Origin of the sequence: Lysinibacillus contaminans, assembly GCF_001278945.1 — a bacterium.
Classification (GTDB): Bacteria; Bacillota; Bacilli; order Bacillales_A; family Planococcaceae; genus Lysinibacillus; species Lysinibacillus contaminans.
In genome coordinates this window covers 189,896-209,076 of record NZ_LGRV01000005.1, presented here as the reverse complement: position 1 = coordinate 209,076, position 19,181 = coordinate 189,896, and the positions used below count along the sequence as shown (strand labels likewise).

Annotated in this window: 19 protein-coding genes and 8 tRNA genes; 1 reads left to right on the top strand and 26 read right to left on the bottom strand. The window is 38.6% G+C overall.

All coding sequences use genetic code 11. The annotated features are described in order from the left end of the window. Positions 1 to 100: 100 nt before the first annotated feature. From AEA09_RS16200 to acpS, 18 genes are all read right to left on the bottom strand, one after another. Positions 101 to 174 (bottom strand) — tRNA-Gly (locus AEA09_RS16200). A 35-nt stretch (positions 175 to 209) separates the two neighbouring features. Beyond that, positions 210 to 286, bottom strand: a tRNA-Arg gene (locus AEA09_RS16195). A gap of 19 nt (positions 287 to 305) precedes the next feature. After that, positions 306 to 391 (bottom strand) — tRNA-Leu (locus AEA09_RS16190). Positions 392 to 492: 101 nt separating this feature from the next. Next, positions 493 to 578, bottom strand: a tRNA-Leu gene (locus AEA09_RS16185). 69 nt (positions 579 to 647) lie between these two features. Beyond that, positions 648 to 720 (bottom strand) — tRNA-Lys (locus AEA09_RS16180). Between the two features lie 14 nt (positions 721 to 734). After that, a tRNA-Gln gene (locus AEA09_RS16175) sits at positions 735 to 809 on the bottom strand. Between the two features lie 5 nt (positions 810 to 814). Further along, a tRNA-Asp gene (locus AEA09_RS16170) sits at positions 815 to 890 on the bottom strand. 24 nt (positions 891 to 914) lie between these two features. Beyond that, positions 915 to 986 (bottom strand) — tRNA-Glu (locus AEA09_RS16165). 171 nt (positions 987 to 1,157) lie between these two features. Next, positions 1,158 to 1,619 (bottom strand): SprT family protein, encoded by a 462-nt coding sequence (locus tag AEA09_RS16155; RefSeq protein WP_053584990.1) that lies wholly within the window; start codon positions 1,617 to 1,619, stop codon positions 1,158 to 1,160. Positions 1,620 to 1,681: 62 nt separating this feature from the next. Then, positions 1,682 to 3,859 carry a Tex family protein gene (locus AEA09_RS16150; RefSeq protein ID WP_053584989.1) on the bottom strand — a complete coding sequence of 726 codons (2,178 nt, stop codon included), beginning with the start codon at positions 3,857 to 3,859 and terminating at the stop codon, positions 1,682 to 1,684. Positions 3,860 to 4,000: 141 nt separating this feature from the next. Continuing rightward, the gene (gene sigB / locus AEA09_RS16145; RefSeq protein WP_053584988.1) at positions 4,001 to 4,783 is read right to left on the bottom strand and encodes an RNA polymerase sigma factor SigB; all 783 of its coding nucleotides are present in this window, start codon (positions 4,781 to 4,783) and stop codon (positions 4,001 to 4,003) included. Between the two features lies 1 nt (position 4,784). Further along, positions 4,785 to 5,231: an anti-sigma B factor RsbW gene (gene rsbW, locus AEA09_RS16140; RefSeq protein WP_053584987.1), complete on the bottom strand. Its 447-nt coding sequence runs from the start codon at positions 5,229 to 5,231 to the stop codon at positions 4,785 to 4,787. Continuing rightward, positions 5,218 to 5,562 carry an STAS domain-containing protein gene (locus AEA09_RS16135; RefSeq protein WP_053584986.1) on the bottom strand — a complete coding sequence of 115 codons (345 nt, stop codon included), beginning with the start codon at positions 5,560 to 5,562 and terminating at the stop codon, positions 5,218 to 5,220. The genes rsbW and AEA09_RS16135 overlap by 14 nt, the downstream gene beginning before the upstream one ends. Before the next feature lie 375 nt (positions 5,563 to 5,937). Beyond that, positions 5,938 to 6,288 (bottom strand): type II toxin-antitoxin system PemK/MazF family toxin, encoded by a 351-nt coding sequence (locus tag AEA09_RS16130; protein ID WP_053584985.1) that lies wholly within the window; start codon positions 6,286 to 6,288, stop codon positions 5,938 to 5,940. A 4-nt stretch (positions 6,289 to 6,292) separates the two neighbouring features. Beyond that, positions 6,293 to 6,556, bottom strand: a complete 264-nt coding sequence (locus AEA09_RS16125) for a hypothetical protein (protein WP_053584984.1) — start codon at positions 6,554 to 6,556, stop codon at positions 6,293 to 6,295. 150 nt (positions 6,557 to 6,706) lie between these two features. Beyond that, the gene (alr, locus tag AEA09_RS16120; protein ID WP_053584983.1) at positions 6,707 to 7,828 is read right to left on the bottom strand and encodes an alanine racemase; all 1,122 of its coding nucleotides are present in this window, start codon (positions 7,826 to 7,828) and stop codon (positions 6,707 to 6,709) included. Between the two features lie 157 nt (positions 7,829 to 7,985). Continuing rightward, positions 7,986 to 9,029, bottom strand: a complete 1,044-nt coding sequence (locus tag AEA09_RS16115; RefSeq protein ID WP_053584982.1) for a LolA family protein — start codon at positions 9,027 to 9,029, stop codon at positions 7,986 to 7,988. A 91-nt stretch (positions 9,030 to 9,120) separates the two neighbouring features. Next, positions 9,121 to 9,474 carry a holo-ACP synthase gene (gene acpS, locus AEA09_RS16110; protein ID WP_053585005.1) on the bottom strand — a complete coding sequence of 118 codons (354 nt, stop codon included), beginning with the start codon at positions 9,472 to 9,474 and terminating at the stop codon, positions 9,121 to 9,123. A 64-nt stretch (positions 9,475 to 9,538) separates the two neighbouring features. Between acpS and AEA09_RS16105 the strand changes: the two genes are divergently transcribed. Then, positions 9,539 to 10,159, top strand: coding sequence for a rhomboid family intramembrane serine protease (locus AEA09_RS16105; protein ID WP_053584981.1), 621 nt, complete (start codon positions 9,539 to 9,541; stop codon positions 10,157 to 10,159). A gap of 50 nt (positions 10,160 to 10,209) precedes the next feature. Here the strand turns inward: AEA09_RS16105 and AEA09_RS16100 are convergent, their stop codons facing one another. The 8 genes from AEA09_RS16100 to AEA09_RS16065 all read right to left on the bottom strand — a co-directional run bounded on the left by AEA09_RS16100 (position 10,210) and on the right by AEA09_RS16065 (position 19,058). After that, entirely contained in the window at positions 10,210 to 10,785 is a 576-nt protein-coding gene (locus tag AEA09_RS16100) for a GNAT family N-acetyltransferase (protein ID WP_053584980.1), read from the bottom strand. Between the two features lie 108 nt (positions 10,786 to 10,893). Next, positions 10,894 to 12,366, bottom strand: coding sequence for a PH domain-containing protein (locus AEA09_RS16095; RefSeq protein ID WP_053584979.1), 1,473 nt, complete (start codon positions 12,364 to 12,366; stop codon positions 10,894 to 10,896). After that, a complete protein-coding gene (locus AEA09_RS16090) occupies positions 12,359 to 12,838 on the bottom strand; it encodes a PH domain-containing protein (RefSeq protein ID WP_053584978.1) in 480 nt (159 codons plus the stop codon). Before AEA09_RS16090 ends, AEA09_RS16095 begins: the two co-directional genes overlap by 8 nt. 121 nt (positions 12,839 to 12,959) lie before the next feature. After that, complete coding sequence (gene cshA / locus AEA09_RS16085) at positions 12,960 to 14,552, bottom strand: degradosome RNA helicase CshA (RefSeq protein ID WP_053584977.1); 1,593 nt, start codon at positions 14,550 to 14,552, stop codon at positions 12,960 to 12,962. Between the two features lie 348 nt (positions 14,553 to 14,900). Further along, on the bottom strand, positions 14,901 to 15,593 hold the full coding sequence (locus tag AEA09_RS16080) for an alpha/beta hydrolase (RefSeq protein ID WP_053584976.1): 693 nt from the start codon (positions 15,591 to 15,593) through the stop codon (positions 14,901 to 14,903). Positions 15,594 to 15,652: 59 nt separating this feature from the next. After that, positions 15,653 to 17,020, bottom strand: coding sequence for a UDP-N-acetylmuramoyl-tripeptide--D-alanyl-D-alanine ligase (locus AEA09_RS16075; RefSeq protein ID WP_053584975.1), 1,368 nt, complete (start codon positions 17,018 to 17,020; stop codon positions 15,653 to 15,655). Between the two features lie 11 nt (positions 17,021 to 17,031). Further along, a complete protein-coding gene (locus AEA09_RS16070; protein WP_053584974.1) occupies positions 17,032 to 18,111 on the bottom strand; it encodes a D-alanine--D-alanine ligase in 1,080 nt (359 codons plus the stop codon). A 194-nt stretch (positions 18,112 to 18,305) separates the two neighbouring features. Then, a complete protein-coding gene (locus AEA09_RS16065) occupies positions 18,306 to 19,058 on the bottom strand; it encodes a hypothetical protein (protein WP_082332703.1) in 753 nt (250 codons plus the stop codon). Between the last annotated feature and the right edge of the window lie 123 nt (positions 19,059 to 19,181).

The following is a 19,181-nucleotide window of genomic DNA, read 5'->3' as shown; positions in this document are numbered from 1 at the left end:
GTTCAGTTTTCAAGGTTCATGTTGTCGCTTTATTTCAGCGACTCTCATATCGTAACCTGTACGAAGTGAAATGTCAATATCTTTTTTTAAAAAGTTTTTTTGGAGCGGGTGATGAGAATCGAACTCACGACATCAGCTTGGAAGGCTGAGGTTTTACCATTAAACTACACCCGCAAAAAAAATATAATATTTTCAGTTTTAATAAAATATGGCGCGCCCGGCAGGAGTCGAACCCACAACCTTCTGATCCGTAGTCAGACGCTCTATCCAATTGAGCTACGGGCGCATATGTTAGTTAAGTGACTTGGTGCGGCCGAGAGGACTTGAACCTCCACAGGGTTTCCCCCACTAGGCCCTCAACCTAGCGCGTCTGCCATTCCGCCACGACCGCATTCAATTAAGAACGTTCTCATTATACTATGATAATTCAAAATGTCAACAGCTTTTCCTTATAAAGANTGAGCTACGGGCGCATATGTTAGTTAAGTGACTTGGTGCGGCCGAGAGGACTTGAACCTCCACAGGGTTTCCCCCACTAGGCCCTCAACCTAGCGCGTCTGCCATTCCGCCACGACCGCATTCAATTAAGAACGTTCTCATTATACTATGATAATTCAAAATGTCAACAGCTTTTCCTTATAAAGAGATGAGCCATGAAGGACTCGAACCTTCGACCCTCTGATTAAAAGTCAGATGCTCTACCAACTGAGCTAATGGCTCAAAATAAGAAAGAATGGCTGGGGTACCTGGATTCGAACCAGGGCATGACGGAATCAAAATCCGTTGCCTTACCGCTTGGCTATACCCCAATAAATGGCGGTCCCGACCGGGATCGAACCGGCGATCTCCTGCGTGACAGGCAGGCATGTTAACCGCTACACCACGGGACCTAATAATTTATTTTTTTAAAAAAATGACCCCTACGGGATTCGAACCCGTGTTACCGCCGTGAAAGGGCGGTGTCTTAACCGCTCGACCAAGGGGACATGGCGCCGAAGGCAGGACTCGAACCTGCGACAACCTGATTAACAGTCAGGTGCTACTACCAACTGAGCTACTTCGGAATAATTCAATTTGTTTTTGTCGTCGTTATCTTGTCGACTTTTACTATTATAGGGACAGCTACACCAAACGTCAACCTTTTTCTCGTTTTTTTTTCATTCCACTAATTCCAAGGCACCTAAACACTTGCTACAACAGTATTTCTTGATGTTAAGTCTAATTTTTCTGACATATAATTGCTGACATTTTACGCATGTATATGTATAAAGTAGACGTTGCTTTTTGTTTCTAACTTTAGGAACTTGTAGTGTTGAACAAAAACGCGGTGCATTCACTTCTCTTAATAGATCACGAAAATCTTTATCACGGTGTTGATAGCCTTTTCCTTCTATATGAAGGTGGTAATGACATAACTCGTGTCGTACAATTCCTTCTACTTCCTCTATGCCATACATTTCAAAAGCCTTAGGATTAATTTCTATATGATGTGATTTCAATAAATAGCGACCACCTGTTGAACGCAGTCTAGAATTAAAATATGCTTGATGTAAAAATGGTTTATGAAAACTTTCTAATGAAATACGACTTACTAACTTTTGCAGCTCCTCGTCGTTCATATATATCACCTCTAACAACAAGAATACCACACTGCCTAGTATAGACAGTGTGGCAAAAATTATTACTTTTCAATTATTTGATCTTTTGGTGGTAGCATTGTTAATGAGATACGGCCCTTGCTAACCTCGATTTGCTCTACCCAAACAGTAACGATATCACCAAGTGCCACAACTTCTAGTGGGTGCTTAATACGACGTTTTGATAGTTTTGAAATATGCACAAGCCCATCTTGTTTCACGCCAATATCAACGAATGCTCCAAAATCAACAACATTACGTACAGTTCCTTGAAGTTCCATACCAACTTTTAAGTCTTCCATTTTCAAAACGTCTGTTTTCAATAGTGGCTGCGGGAAAGCATCACGCGGATCACGACTTGGCTTCATCAATGTATCCACGAGATCTTGAATTGTCACGATACCGACGCCCAAAGCATCACTTAAAGATTGAATATCCAACATAGCGATTGCTTCCTCCGCCTTTTTCGTGCCAAGCTCCTTTTTCGTTACATTTGCCGCTTCTAAAATCTGCTCGGCTAAGCTGTAACTTTCCGGGTGAATACCTGTTGAATCGAATGGATTCTTCGCTTCAGGTACACGTAAAAAGCCAATTGCTTGCTCATACGTTTTTGCCCCAAGGCGTGGGATTTTTTTTAGCTGGGCACGTGTTGTAAATTGCCCGTTTTCTTCACGTACTTTTACGATGTTTTCAGCAACCGTCTTAGATAGACCCGAAACGTATTGTAATAACGAAGATGAAGCTGTGTTTACATCAACTCCTACTTGGTTTACTGCTGTTTCTACAATAAAGGTTAGCGACTCTGTTAATTTCTTTTGCGAAACGTCGTGCTGATATTGGCCGACACCGACTGCTTTTGGCTCAATTTTCACAAGCTCTGATAGTGGATCTTGCAAGCGACGTGCAATCGATACAGCACTACGCTGTTCCACTTGTAAATCTGGAAACTCTGCACGTGCTACATCCGATGCCGAATAAACGGATGCACCCGCTTCATTAACAATAACGTATGCTACATCGTTTTTCACATCATTTAATACGTCTGCAATGAACTGCTCTGTTTCGCGTGAGGCTGTACCATTACCAATTGCAATAATGCTAATTGGATATTTCTCTAAAATAGCTTTCACAGTCGCTTTCGATTTTGCCACGTCCGGCTTTGGTGGATGAGGATAAATCACGGCTATCTCTAGCATTTTCCCTGTCTCATCGACTACCGCTAATTTACATCCTGTTCGATAGGCCGGGTCAACACCTAATACGTACTTCCCCTTCATAGGTGGTTGTAATAGAAGACTTCGTAGGTTTTCCGAGAAAATATGAATCGCTTGTGCTTCTGCTTTTTCTGTTAATTCATTACGAAGCTCGCGTTCAATCGATGGCTGGATTAAACGCTTGTAAGAATCCTCAATTGCTAGCTTCACCTCTGCAATGCTAGGTGACGAACCAGTTGCCGGAATCCATTCTTTCCACATCATCATTAGTATACGGTCAATCGGTACATGTATGGCTACCTTTAATATTTCTTCTTTCTCCCCGCGGTTGATAGCTAAAATACGGTGCGGCACTATACGACTCACCGGCTCTTCGTATTCATAGTACATTTCGAAAACGTTTTTCTCATCTGCCTCTACATTTTTTCCACTCGTTGCCAGTATGCCCTCTTTCCAAGAGAATGTACGTATTTTTTCGCGCACTCCAGCATCATCAGCAAAACGCTCTGCTAAAATATCACGCGCTCCCGCAAGTGCATCCTCTACTGTCTCTACACCTTTATCAAGATTTATAAAATTCGTTGCAAGGGTTTCTAACGACTCGTTACGATACTCTAATAGAATATCTGCTAACGGCTCAAGTTCTTTTTCCTTTGCAATCGTCGCTTTTGTTCGACGTTTTTGCTTGAATGGACGGTATAAATCCTCCACTCGTTGTAATACTGTCGATACCTGAATCGCTTTTTCTAATTCAGGTGTTAATTTTTCCTGCTCACTAATAAGACGAATAACCTCTTCTTTACGTTGTTCCAACTGTTGTATGTAGTGATAGCGATCTTCTACAGCTTTAATTTGTACTTCATCGAGTGAACCCGTTGCTTCTTTTCGATAACGTGCAATAAAAGGAACCGTGTTCCCTTCATCCAATAATTTAATGACTGCCTCTGCTTGTCCTGGTTTGACAGTCACATCCTTAGCGATTAACTGCAGCATTTGTTTTTGTTCCAACATCATCACTACCTTTTTCTATTTATTTTACCACTCTAATTTGAAAACATTTCATTTAACGTACAAAAAAATAGCCTACCCACTAAGGATAGACTTACAACACATATATTTCTCTAATAATTAGTGGGGTTTTTTGGTGTACTATAGGGAAACACCTTCATTTACTGATAAGGCTACTTGTAATTTTTTAATCGCCTTTCTTTGTATACGAGATACATGCATTTGAGATATACCCAATCGTTCACCAGCTTCTTTTTGACTGAGTTGTTCAATATATGTAAGCTGAATAACTTGTTTTTCTCGTTCATTTAAAATCTCAATGGCTTCAGCAACAATCATTCTTTTATTGGTCAATTCGAAGCCACCATCTACTTTCCCAATAACATCCGAAAACGTTATCGCACTACCATCAGAGTCTGACTCTATGGAATGATCCATCGACAACGCCTGATAACTACGTCCTATTTCCATTGCTTCTAACACTTCTTCTTCCCTCACTTCTAATCGATTCGCAATATCCTCAATCGTTGGTGAGCGCTGAAGTTCAATGGTCAGGGCTTCCACAGATGCCTTAATGCGTGGCCCTAGTTCTTTAATACGTCTTGGAACATGAACATCCCATGTTTTATCACGTAAAAAGCGTTTAATTTCCCCAACTATTGTTGGCACAGCAAAGGCTTCAAAGCTTCGGCCAAATTCAGGGTCAAAACGTCTAATGGCTCCTAGTAATCCAAGCATACCCACTTGAACAATGTCATCATAATTAGATTTACCTCTAGCATATTTTCTAGCAATAGATTCAACTAAATATCGATAATGAACCACTAAATTTGTTTGTGCTGTATCATCTTTAGTTGCTTGATAACTAGCAATCCATTGCAGAATGTCCTCTTTAGCAGCATTCGGTAGTGATTCTTTCGACATTTCACCTCACCTGCTCTCTTGCGACATACTTTGTCATGAAGACCGTTACTCCACCATCGTTATTAATCATCACCTCATCCATTAAAGTTTCCATTAAATAAAGTCCTAAACCACCTTCACGAAGACCTTCAATACTTTCTTCTTGATGATACGGCCCAATTTTTGATTTAATCTCTTCAAAATTAAAGCTGTTGCCGTAATCAGCAACCATAATTTCAATTTTCTCGTTATATAACGCACAACCAATGACAATCTCACCATCATCATTTTCTTTATAAGCATGATGAACAACATTAGTAACGGCCTCACTAGCCGCAATTTTCAAATCTTCAATTTCATCGTAGTCAAAACCAAGACGATTAGCTAGTCCTGAAACTGTTAATCGAATTACACTGACAAATTGCGGCTTTGCAGGAACTCTTATTTCAATGTAATCAAATTCCTTCATTACTTAATTCCACCTTTTCATCAGTTTCTATATCCATTAGTTCGCTTAGTCCTGTGATTACAAATAATCTCTGTAAACGTTTTGATAAGCCAGTTAATTTCACTTTACCCTTTTCACGTAACGCTCTCTTATAAAAAGCAACAAAAACTCCTAATCCTGTACTATCCATATAATGTACTTTCGATAAATCCAAATAAATTTCCAAACCCTCCCTAATCTTTACTGCCTCCAACTCTTCACGTAATACAGAAGCTGTAAATGTATCGATTTCTCCTTCTACATAACCACAGAGCTTTGTATCCTCTTCTTTAAAATATATAACTACATCCATGAAAGCCACCTCCACTTTATTTATCTATTCATCTCTATATTTTCTTTCCCCGTTTATAACTAATTATAAACCTCTTTTTTATTTTTTATAATTACAACTGTAAAATCAAATGAAGGTACTACTGTTTTATTGTAAGCACATGATTATTTACAATATCTTAGCTCTGATAACTCTCTCCATAAATTAATGGTTCTCTAATTTAGAATCAGGTATATTTGTAACTTTTTAATATATTTAGCGACATGTAGCTTTATTTTAAAGCTACATGTCGCTATTTCAAATTCTAAAATTACATATTTCGTAATAGGTATAAATAAAAAAAACACCGGAATTAGAACTAATCCCGATGTGCTATGTACATGTACATATGTATATTTAAAATTTCACGAGTCCTAAGCTAATCATTAGAGCTCCATCTACCTTCTCCATCAATGCACTGTCCAGCTGCGTTATTCGATCTGTCAGTCTGGACTTATCAATTGTACGCACTTGTTCGAGCAAAATAACCGAATCTCGTTCGAAACCATACTTTTCAGCATTGATTTCGACGTGCGTCGGTAGCTTTGCTTTTTGAATTTGTGCAGTAATCGCTGCAATGATGACAGTTGGACTAAATCTATTGCCAATATCATTTTGAATAATTAATACAGGTCTTGTACCACCCTGCTCAGAACCGACCACAGGTGATAAATCTGCAAAAAAAACGTCACCACGTTTTACATTCAAAGTGTCATCCCCCGCTAACGAGACGCTCCACTGTATGTTGCGCTTCATATTCTGCATGCAAGCATTCACTTGCTATAGACAGATTTATAGAAGACATTTCAACATACCCTTTCTTCATAGCTTCCCGTATTTGATTTGGTTGCTCTCGCCTTAAATTGATGCGTGATGAAACACGCATAAATAATTCTTCCTCTATTACTTCCTTTGTTTGTAAAAGTAATAGGCCTTGAACAGCAATTGTATGTTCCTCAAATTTTTTCTTGTACATAGCAAGCACCTCCAACAAAACGATCCGCTTTTAGTTACTTCTCATTCTAACATTGAAAGATAGTGTTGAAAAGACTCGAAAACACGAAATTTCTGACAATTTAGAGTAAGATTTATAAAAATCATGTCGATTTGTTTAGTGCGCTACTATTTAGATATAAATTCGAGGTACTCTTGCTGTAATAATGCATGGCACTTCATAGTTGATGGTTTGTAGCTTATTTGCCCATTCATCCACCGAAATTTCCGCTTGCTCTTGTCGACCAAGTAAAGTTACCCTCTCACCTATAGCATATGTTTTAGGTAAGGCAACCATACATTGATCCATACAAATTCGTCCAATTAGCGGCATTCTTTGTCCGTCTATTAGGACTTCTTGTCCACCAAGTTTACGAATTACACCATCAGCATATCCTATAGGTATAGTGCCTACCCACATATCTGTCGGTGCTACAAACGTTGCACCATAGCCAACTGACTCTCCTGCCTTTAGTTGTTTCACATGTACGAGCTCGCTCTCTAACGAAAATGCAGGACTCAACGCAAATGGTAAAAGCCCTTTGACATATGGAGATGGAGACAATCCATACATTGAAATACCATATCGTACTGCATCAAATTGCAGACGCTCATCCTTTATTAATGAAGATGCTGTATTTGACGCGTGCACAAGACGTGGCTTTTCAGGTAATAATGAAACGAATCGCTCAAAAAATTGTGCTTGGCTTTCAAAGTACTCGTTATCCTCGTCATCTGCTGTTGCAAAATGAGTGAAAATCCCATCGAGTTGAAAATTCTTTGCTGCATGAATCCCATGATAAAGATTCAATAACTCTTCTTCCGTACGTACACCGAGTCTACCCATTCCACTATCTACTTTAATATGTAGGCGTAAAAAGTTTTCTTCATTTGTCACATATTCATCAGCTTCGTTCACCCACTCACTAGAGAATACCGTGAGTGTAATACGTTGCTGTGCCGCATACGGAGCAAAGGATACTGGTGAACTACCTAATACCAAAATATCTGGCTCGCTAAAATGTGCTCGAATATGTAATGCTTCATCGGGTGTAGCTACAGCTAACATTGTAGCCCCAGCTTTAAGTGCAGCATCCGCAACTGCTAAATCACCATGTCCATATGCATTGGCCTTTACAACTGCAATAATTTGTACATTTGGTTGTAGATGCTTTTTTAAATTTATTACATTTTGTTTGATGGCTTGTAAGTCTATAATCGCTTTTGTTGGTCTAAAGTACTGCTTTATCTTCATTATAATACCCTCTTTATTTATAATTAAACCATATGTATCGTTTTACGTACTCTATTTTTTCTCTTTTTATAAATATACAATGTATTTCACGTAAAATGTACTATTTTGCTTAACTAGATACAGCTTTCTAGCTAAAGAAAACTGTATCTAGAAAAAATCACTTCATACTACTTATCAACATAGAGCTTGCGACTTCAATCATTTCTTCACGTGTTAATTTACTTGATGCTACAAAAAATGCAACACCATCTTTCTCCCAACTAATAGATGTATCTGTAATTGCACCAATTGTAAAGCCTAAGTCTACTGGATCTCCTGGAGATGATACTGGCAACATCGAAGTACCCTTTGTAGCAGGTTGTTGCATAACTGTAAACGCCTTATCGCCTTCATACGTTAGAACAACACGCTCCATATCACCTTCACGAATCACTTTGTCATCCACAAGTTTCGTATTCTCCCATTTCACGGATGGGTAACTTGTTTGGAATTCCTCGTATTCTACTTCTGCACCGACTGCCTCTTTGTCCTCTTCTTTAGGAGCAGCTTGTTCACCTTTTGTCTCATCTGTCTCTGTAAATTGATCTACAGCATATTCTTTCTCTGCGTGTTGCACGCCTAGCTTAATCTTTTTGAATGTAATACGAATTTGTTCTTCCTTGACGTCATTCATGATTACTACTGATGTAGGAAGCATCGTTTTCTTATCTACTGTAATTTGCTGATGGGGCATACTATTTTTATAGCTATTTCTAGTAGCCGCTTCAAATATATATGCTTTGTCCTCTTCACGCATGACTAAATTTTTATCTTTTGTTAAATCTTCTGCAAGTGCACCTATTAAATAGGCCTGGCTATTTTTTTTCGGCCAATCACTTTGGAATTTATACATTTTGTTCAACGTCGGCGTTACAACAAAGACGCCATCCGCATTACGAACGATCATTTGTGAAACGTCTTTCCCATCTTCAACTACCTCAACTCGATAAAAATCAGGTTTCGTATGCCAAACGTTCACATCATACAATCTAGGTTCTCCACCTGCTTTAATTTCCATCGTAGCTTCTAATTCATAACCATTTGTGTCTGTCCACTTCCCACTAGCTTTTTTCAAAACCTTTTCTTGTGAGGCTGAACCACACGCCGACAAAAGTAATATCATGCAAATTAAGACGAGCCAAGTAACATAACGGTTGCCCAAGTTTTCACCCTTTCTTCTTCAAATCCACTACGACAATATATGAACCATATTTGTTAGTTATGTCTTTTCAGCAGAGGGGTTATATATTTTGTTACAACATTAATATTACTTGAGCAGCTGCATATTGTTTTGCATGTGTAATACTGACAAAACCATTCACTAGTTCTCCTTTGAAATATAAAACTGGATTACCCGCTTCGCCTCGTAAAATTTCAATATCATGTAGTTTACACGAAGCACCAATACCAGTACCTAATGCTTTTGAAAATGCTTCTTTTGCAGCAAAACGTCCAGCTAAAAACTCTACTTTTCGTGAAGTTGAATAGCTTGTAAACAACGCTATTTCTCTTTCAGATAATATTCGATTTTTAAATTTATCTGTACGTGCCATTGCTTTTGCAACGCGCTCGATTTCAATAATATCGAGACCAATTCCTTTAATCATGCGAGCTTCCTCTTTTCTTATTTCCTCAAAGCCATGTATAATATTTGTAAATTGAGGTGGAGCTATGTTTAGTAGAACAGAAAATTTTAAACAATACACAAAGTATTATCCTGTCGTTTCAACATTAATTGCTGCTAATCTTATTATTTATGTATTAACCTTGATACCTGGAATTGGAACCATCATTCGGAATTACGGTATACAGGTGAATTACTTCGTCCTAACCGGTGAATGGTGGCGAATTTTCTCAGCAATGTTTTTACATGCAGGCTTTATGCATGTGCTCTTTAATATGTTTTCGTTATATCTATTTGGGCCAGAACTTGAAAAAATAGCAGGTAAAGCGCGTTTCGCTACGATTTATCTAATCTCTGGTATCGTTGGTAATGTGGCTACTTACTTATTTAATGATAGTAGCTATGCGAGCCTTGGTGCAAGTGGTGCTATTTTCGGTATTTTCGGAGCTTTCGGAGCACTCGTATACTATACCCGACATACAATGCCCATGTTACGCAAGCTTATTTTGCCGATTATCGTAATAAGTGTGATTATGACGTTTTTACAATCCAATGTAAATATTTATGCACATTTAGGTGGTTTAGTGACTGGATTCTTACTTGGTCTTGTCTACTTACATCCAAAAAGAATTATAAGTTGGCGCAAGAAAATGATGGCAGGTAAATAAAACCGAGGAAACGAGTGTTTGACGTCATGGTCTACACTCGTTTTTCATTATTATAAAGTAACTTTTTCTTCGGATGAGGCTTTAATCTTTCTCCATTCAGTAGCAGTTAAGCCATAAACAACTTGATCTACATGGTGGTCATGAAGCCATTCAGCTTCTCTCAGTCGTCCTTCCTCATTAAAACCAAGTATTTTGGGAATCGTACGACTACGTATATTACCGACCGCAACACGAACCTCAATACGATGAACCTTTAAATAATTGAAAGCATAGTCGATAAAGGCTCTCATAGAGTTTGTTACAAGCCCTTTACCAACAAAATCACTCCCTAACCAATAGCCAATACTTGTCCAATTATGCTCTTTATTTATTTGGTGGTAACCAATAACCCCAGCAAGCTTCCCCTCATAATAAATACCAGCCTGTAGGCCATTGTTATCTGCATACTGCTGCATGGCATCTTGGATAAATCGTTCTGTATCCTTTACCGTTTTTACATTGTCTACAAATAGCAACCACTCCCGCAGCATATCTCTTGAACGATCTGTCAGTGCAAATAACTCTTCGGCATCATTTAAATCCAATAATTTTAAATAAGTATTTTCACTAATATCATACTTAAACACAATTACCACCCCTTTTCGTCCAATTTATTCTATTATAAACATCATTTTTGTAAATTTATAGATAAAAAAACTAATCTCCATAATTTCACATGAAGATTAGCTCTTATTTTAATGTTCATACCATGTAAAAATCTTTTCCACGTCCTGATGCTCTATACTTGAAACAGTCCCTGCAGTCCCTGTCACTCCCGACATCACAGTAGCCTTCACTGACATAACACTTTTTCTTTTTTGGAAAAAAGTTTGGCTACTTTGAAGTGACTGAATACGCTTTTTATCCATAAAAAATGTAATACGGCTGAAAATGCGGTACTGCATTGTTAGTTGCTTATCATCTAGCCTATATCCCACTGTCTTATGTTGCCATATACCTAACAAAATCAGTAATGGAAATAATAGTAACGCCAACAAACCGTACGGATAAAAGAAGTAAATACATGCACCAATTACTGGTGCTAGCCATACAAAATCAATACGATAGAAAAATGGTCTTGCTCGTTTTGGCGAGCGAATTAAAATAGGTTCCCAATTCATCTCTGGGAAAAGTCCCGCTAAAGATTGAACGCAATCTTTCTTTTTTATAAGCGGAAATAGCGCAATTTTCTTATCCGCTCCATTTTCACCATTACCACCCGCACTTTCAACAACAACTGTCGCAAAACCAGTCAGTTGTCGAAGCGGATTTTCGACGATACGAATACCTTGTATACGATTTAGCGGTAATGTTATACGTTTTTTTTCTAATAATCCTTTTGTAATGATAAGTTTCTCTTCTTCTATACGCACAGTGTACTCATAATAATTCACAAGTGTAATCACCACAGACATTAACCAAGCAACAATTAGTACAAGCATCACGGTTAATGCCACTATAAATGTACCGATTCTCACGAAATCCTCTAATTCGTGAAACAAAGTTTCATATGGGATAATATCTGAAAATTGGGAGAGAATTGCCACAAGTCCCGATAACACGACCCCAATTCCGCCTGAAGTAGTTGCTAGTACGATTAAATCACGTACCGACATACGATAAATAACTGGAGCTTTCGTTTCCACAGCTGGTGTAATTACATCTTCTGGGTTATTTAGATCAACCTCCTGTATTTTTGCATGTTGCATTGCAAGTTCAATAGCATCTGCTTCCGCTTTACGAATCGCAGTTAACTCAGCTTCCGGCTTGCCATTCTTACTTCCTGCTGTTTCCACTTGTACTTTGACCAGGCCAAATAAGCGGTGCAAAATCCCCTCATGATAATTCAAGCTTTGAATACGTTCGAACGGTATATAACGTTTCTTTTTTACAAATAGTCCGTATCTTACACGCAATTCCCCGTCCTCAAACCAATACACAAACGTCCGCCACTTAACCACACCGCCAATAAGTGCTAGAACCACTGCGCCACCCCATACACCAAATAACAAAACTGTTTCAAAAAAATGTTCACTATGAATATCAAACGAGAAATTGAAGCCGTTAGTTATAATAATAATAGCAACCGGCAAAATCATACTTTTTAACGCTTTGACACTCGTAATGACAGCAGATATAGGATGTAGACGATTAATTTTTTTAGACATCGTCTTCCGCCACCCTTGCTAATTCTGAAATACGTGCCCGTAATGCATCCGCTTCATCCATCACAAGCGCTGGAATTGTATGTACTGTCGCCGCAGTCGAAATAGAAATATTACCTAAATCATATTTTTTCAAAATTGGACCCTGTGTCGTATCCACATGTTGTACACGTACCATCGGAATTAGTGTACGCTTCACTACAAATAAACCGTGCTGTATTTCAATTTCATGCTCGCGTACTTCATAACGCCAATGATCCCACCGGATTTTCGGAAATAAATAAATCAAAAAAATAGAACTCAGTACAACAATGCCTCCTGCAATATAATAAATAAATATTGGCCATTCGAAATAATAAGTCCCATAACAAGCTACCCCTGCAATAATTGCTGCTAACAACGTCTGAAAAACACCATATAAGTGCCACACCGTTAGCCCTTTACGGGAAATTTGATAGATTGGTTCTGCTCTCAAGTTTGTCTCCCCCTTTTCTCATTTAAGTATACGTAAGCAATTACCTTATAGTTTCATCTTCAAACTATAAAAAAACCTTACAGTCCTGATTGACTGTAAGGTTTTGAGAAAAATTTTATAATTAGTCTTCACGACGACGAGGTGCACGTGAGCGACCTTGTCCTTGACCTTGACTTTGACCTTGGCTTTGTCCTTGACCTTGTCCACCCTCACGGCGACCTCCGTCACGACGAGCACCGCCATCACGACGGCCTCCACGGTCTCCACCGCCAGTACGACGATCTCCACTACGGCCTCCACGGTCTCCACCGCGACCTCCACTACTAAAGCTACGACCTCCACGGCCTCCACGATCTCCACCGCGGCCACCGCCACCAGAGCGTTCACGACGCATTGGTAATGGGCGTTCTTCAGTAATTGATACTGGTGAATCACTTGGCTCTTTCGTCATTGAACGAAGTGCAGCAGCCACTACATCAACTGCATCACGGTTTTCAAGTAATTCTGCAGCAAGTGCACGATAATCATTTAATTCATTAGCTTCAATGATACCTACAAGCTTTTCAACCGATAGACGTTGCTGACCAACTAATGCTTCGTCAGATGTCGGCGGCTGAAGTGGTGTCATACGTTTTTTTGTAGTTTCTTCTACGATACGTAGGTAACCCATTTCACGTGGTGTTACGAAAGTAATTGCTGTACCTGATTTACCAGCACGACCAGTACGGCCGATACGGTGAACGTAAGATTCAGGATCTTGTGGAATATCAAAGTTGTAAACATGTGTTACACCTGAAATATCAAGACCACGAGCAGCAACGTCAGTAGCAATTAAAATATCAATTTTACCCTCTTTAAATTGGCGTAAAACTGAAATACGTTTCGCTTGACTTAAATCACCATGAATACCTTCTGCAATGTAACCACGTACGCTTAGCGCTTGTGATAATTCATCAACGCGGCGTTTTGTACGACCAAAGATAATCGCAAGCTCCGGTTTTTGAACATCTAATAAACGAGATAATGCGTCAAACTTCTCACGTTCAGTCGCTTTCACGAAGAACTGCTCGATGTTTTCAACTGTCATTTCTTTTGCTTGGATTTTAACTACTTCAGGGTTATTCATGAAAGTTTCAGCAATTTTACGAATAGCTGGTGGCATAGTAGCTGAGAACAGTAATGTTTGACGGCTAGATGGCACGCTTTCTAAAATTGAGTTGATGTCATCGATGAAGCCCATGTTTAGCATTTCATCTGCTTCGTCTAGAATAAGTGTTTGAACTTCATCTAATTTAAGCGTACGACGGTTAATATGGTCTAAAATACGACCTGGTGTACCAACAATAATTTGTGGTTTATTTTTCAGTGCACGGATTTGACGACCAATTTCTTGACCACCGTAAACTGATAATAATTTAACACGTTTATCGTAACCTAATTTATAAAGTTCTTCTGAAACTTGAATCGCTAACTCACGAGTTGGAGCGATGATTAAGCCTTGGATTGCAGGGTTTTTAGGATCAATTTTCTCAATAAGAGGAATACCGAACGCTGCAGTTTTACCAGTACCAGTTTGTGCTTGACCTAAAACGTCGCGGCCGTCCATTGCAAACTTAATAGTACCTTCTTGTATTGGTGTTGCTTCTTCAAATCCCATACGTTTTAGTGAACGTAATGAAGATTCGCTAATATTTAATTCTGAAAAATTTGTCAAACTTCTCAATCTCCTTTTTCCTTTTAAGTTGACAAATGGTTACATTTTCAGATGAAGTTGTCGGCAAATTCGAGCCTGTGTTGTGGAACGTTTCCGTTACTTAAAAATTCTCTCTACGTGGATGTAGCGTGTAGAGCTCTCTTATATGAAAAGGAAAGCCCGGTCTTTACCGAGCGGTTTAATTCTATCGTAATTATTCACTTAGAATAAAACCGTTATGTTCAAAAAAAAGTACTCTTCCCAAATGCTGAAGAGTCTTCGCACAAAATGTATCCATTGCTTACACCAGTTTATCATGGTAATCGTATGTATGCAACGATAACGCATGAGTTGTAATAATCTGACTATTTAAGGCCCTTGTAAAAACTGCAAAACTTGCGAAAACCAATCCTCACAGTCCTCACAAAAGCAGATGTGATGCTTTCCATTGTCTGAAAAATATAGATACTTATCTTGTGACCCTAGCTGATCATACAAAAATTGCGCTGTATGATAAGGCACAATGCCATCTAGTTTTCCCTGTACAATATAAATGGGATTTCGGATATCTTTATAATACGGAGCTACTGTTTGTACAAGCTTCATAAATTCCACCGTTGCCGAAAGTGGTACATTATTAAACTTATGCTGATACCGTAAAAACAACTCATTTTTGTGAAGATTGCGTTGATACGCCTCACTCGCTAACATTTTTATATCCTTGGCAAGTTGCGTTGGGTTCACATATTTTGCCGCAGCACTAAGTAGTACAAGGTTTTTCACCTTATACCGCTTCGCTAAATAAAGTGCGATAATGCCGCCCATTGAAAAGCCAACGACTATAACCTCGTCAACTTTTTTTGCCAATGCTCGATATGCTATTTCCGCATCCATCAGCCAGTGTTTAGCGGTAAAGCCACGTAAATGTAGTTCTTCCCCGTGCCCAGATAAAGTCGGCACAGTAATTTGCCAATCCGTTTGTTCACGTAAATAATTTACAAAAGGCTCAACTTCATAAGGACCACCTGAAAAGCCATGTATACACAACACACCTGTTGACATATGCTGCACCTCTAGAAAAAAAGTGCTAGTTTTTGCAACTAGCACCTCGTTATTTTCGATTATAATGTAAATTGCTTTAAAATCGTTTCTAATTTCATACCACGTGAGCCCTTTAGTAAAACAAGGGACTCATTATTGGCTTGTTGTAATTTTTCGATAATCGGTTTGTAATCATCTTTTGTGTGTAATAAATGATCATCATCAAAACGTTTTTTTAACTCTTCATACAAATAACCCATTCGCGGACCATACAAACACACAAAAGAAATTTGGTTTGTATGAATTTCTTGCGCTAAGCCTTCATGGAAGCTTTTTTCTTCAAGTCCAAGTTCAAGCATGTCACCAAGCACTAACCATTTTTCTGGGCGTATCGTTGACGAAGCAATAAACTGAATGGCCGCTTTGACAGATGTTGGAGCTGCATTATACGCATCATTAATAAACAATGCACCATTTGTACCTATCACTCGTTGCATACGCATATCCGTTAATACCACATGCTTTAAAGATTCACGGATTTGCTCGTCGCTCAGGCCAAGTTTTTGTGCAATAAGCATTGCACTCAGTGTATTTTTCACCTGATGCTCGCCTAGCACAGAAATGAAGAAATCACCTTCAATCGCACCATATGTCTTAAAGCTACTTCCTTCTGCTGTTGCTTCAATATTTTCAGCATATAGTAAGTTGCCTGACTCTAGGCCAAAAGATTGTGCATTCAAGTTTATCTCTTGCGCAACAAGCTCCTTTAAAAGAGGTTCATCGCCATCATAGAAAAGTATACCGTCTTCTTGCATGCCTTGAATTATTTCAAATTTCGCCTTCGCAATACCCACACGGGAGCCCAAGTCCTGCATATGCGCTTCCCCAATATTCGTAATAACGGTTATATGTGGACGAGCGATCTTTGTTAAAAATTCAATTTCTCCAAAACCACTCATGCCCATTTCAAGTATCGCTACCTCTGTGTCTTCATCAAGCTGTAGCATCGTAATGGGTAAGCCTAGCTGATTGTTAAAATTGCCAATTGTTTTTTGCACCTTGAAAAACGGTGCAAGTGTGCCTGCTAAAATATCCTTTGTAGATGTTTTACCATTTGACCCTGTGATACCCACAAACTTCGCTTTATGCTCGCTACGATAAGCTCTAGCCATTTGTTGTAAAGCTACCTCTGGGTCATCCACAAATAATAACGGTACTCCTACTGGTGGATTCGGTTCGTCTTTTTGCCAAAGAGAAGCACCCGCTCCTTTTTCGAAAGCCTGGAGCACAAATTTATGTCCATTTGCTTGTTCACCACGAAACGGAACGAATAAATCACCTTGTTGAATACTACGTGTATCAATCGATATACCCGTTACAACAGTGTCACCAAATGCTTGCACTTCATCATTCAACCATGTTGCTAATTGCTGTAATGTCTTTTTCACAATAATCCCACTCAGTCTTTTTTATAGTGAAGCTGTTGTTTTTCTTCATGACGCTCAATAGCTAGTGCAATTAAACGATTAATCAGTTCTGGATAACTTACATCCGTGTGCTGCCAAAGCAATGGATACATGCTAACAGGAGTAAAGCCTGGCATTGTATTCACTTCATTGATGTAAATGTCATTGTCCGCAGTTACAAAGAAATCTGCACGCACTAAACCACTACCATCTAAAATTTTAAATGCTCGTTTTGCTTGTTCTTTTAAACTTGCTACTACCTCAGTCGGTAGCTCAGCAGGAATAATAAGTGCAGTCGAACCGTCTTTATATTTCGAATCGTAGTCATAAAACTCCGTCATTGGTTTAATCTCACCAGGTACTGAAACTTCTGGGAAGTCGTTACCTAATACGCCTAGTTCGATTTCACGTGCCACAACACCTTGCTCCACAATGATTTTACGATCAAATTGAAGTGCTACTTCAATTGCTTTTTTCAGTTCTTCTCGATTTGTTGCTTTACTAATCCCAACACTTGATCCTAAGTTTGCTGGTTTAACAAACATTGGCCACGCCAGCTTTTCTTCGCAGCGCGTTAAAATGGCCTCTTGTTCTTTTACCCATTCGCTACGAATGAAGTACGTATATGGCACTTGCGGTAAGCCTGCAATTTCAAATAATTGCTTCATAATGACTTTATCCATCCCGGCAGATGATGCAAGTACACCATTTCCTACATACGGTAAATTCAATACTTCTAACAAACCTTGTACTGTTCCATCTTCGCCATTTGTTCCATGTAATAACGGAAAAATAACATCAAACTTCACTGCTTCTCCGCTTTCATTCACTAAAAATTTTGTAATATTGTTCTCTAAAATAATGGCATCATCACCAAATTGCAATTCTTCAATTGTGCTTGCGGGTTTTTCTAGACGTTCACCACAACGCCACTCTCCGTCAAGTGTAATGAAAATCGGATATACTTCATACTCCTCGAAATTCAAAGCTCCAGTGACTGCACACGCCGTCGACAATGACACCTCATGCTCCGCTGACTTTCCGCCGTATAATAAGCCGATTCTTTTTTTCATTTTTGTGCCCTCCACATACTTCTTGAGTACTATTAGTTTATCACGAAACACTTTAATAAATGACATAAAAATCTCACCGCAAATTTGACGGTGAGATATGAATAATTTATCCAATTCGCCTCGACTTATTTGAATGTCCTGGCCGGAAGCTCTAACCGTATTTAGTCAGCGTTTATACCACCGACTAAATACGGTTAAATAATATGAATCAATTCATCGTGTTCGTTTTTCAAAATTGTATTTAAATCGTCCCAAACCTCATCTGGGAAAGAATAATCTGACAAGTTACGAATTTCAATGCCATATGTCGATTTTGGTTTTTCTATTCTATATAAAGATAATAATGCGCCCTCTTTAGCAAAGGATCGATATGCACGTAAAATTTCGGGTGTAAGAGAAGGAATATTAGATTTCACCTTACGACGCCAAAAACCGATACTTCGTTCCTTTTCCTGTATTAAAGCGTTAAAAACATTCGCTACAAGTAAATCAGAGTCACTTAAATGACGGAAATAAATCTTCGTCATCTTTTCAATATCAGAAGAATAGTAAATAAATCGATTTTGTAATTTATTAAAAAATGGCGATGTAATCGGTTCTTTTTTATGGCTTATGTAAAGCAATTCTGCCTGCTCCACAGGGGTAAGCTGATTTAACTTTCGTTCATCCATAAAATCAACCCAACATAGTTCTTTTGATTCTGCTGATTTTTTCACGAAATGTGTAACTTCCTCATCTGGTACATAATCTAATTGCGTGTGCATATTAAATGCACCATCTTCATAGGAATGTTTTAGTAAAAGTAAGTGATGCAGCGGTTCCATAGAAGCCGCGAATTGTGTGAGTTTTAACCCACTAAAAATGACAAATTTATCGACATCATTCATATGAACATAAATATGGTACATAAAATCTTCAGCTGACTTCAATTTCTTTGCCACACCCATCACCCCATTCTTCAATTCATTATAAGACTAAAATGTATTTTTTTGAAACATTTTATATGCAAAGTCGTCACAACATTATACACAAGCAGAAAAACATTTTTTGCGTTATACTGTTAGTGGTTT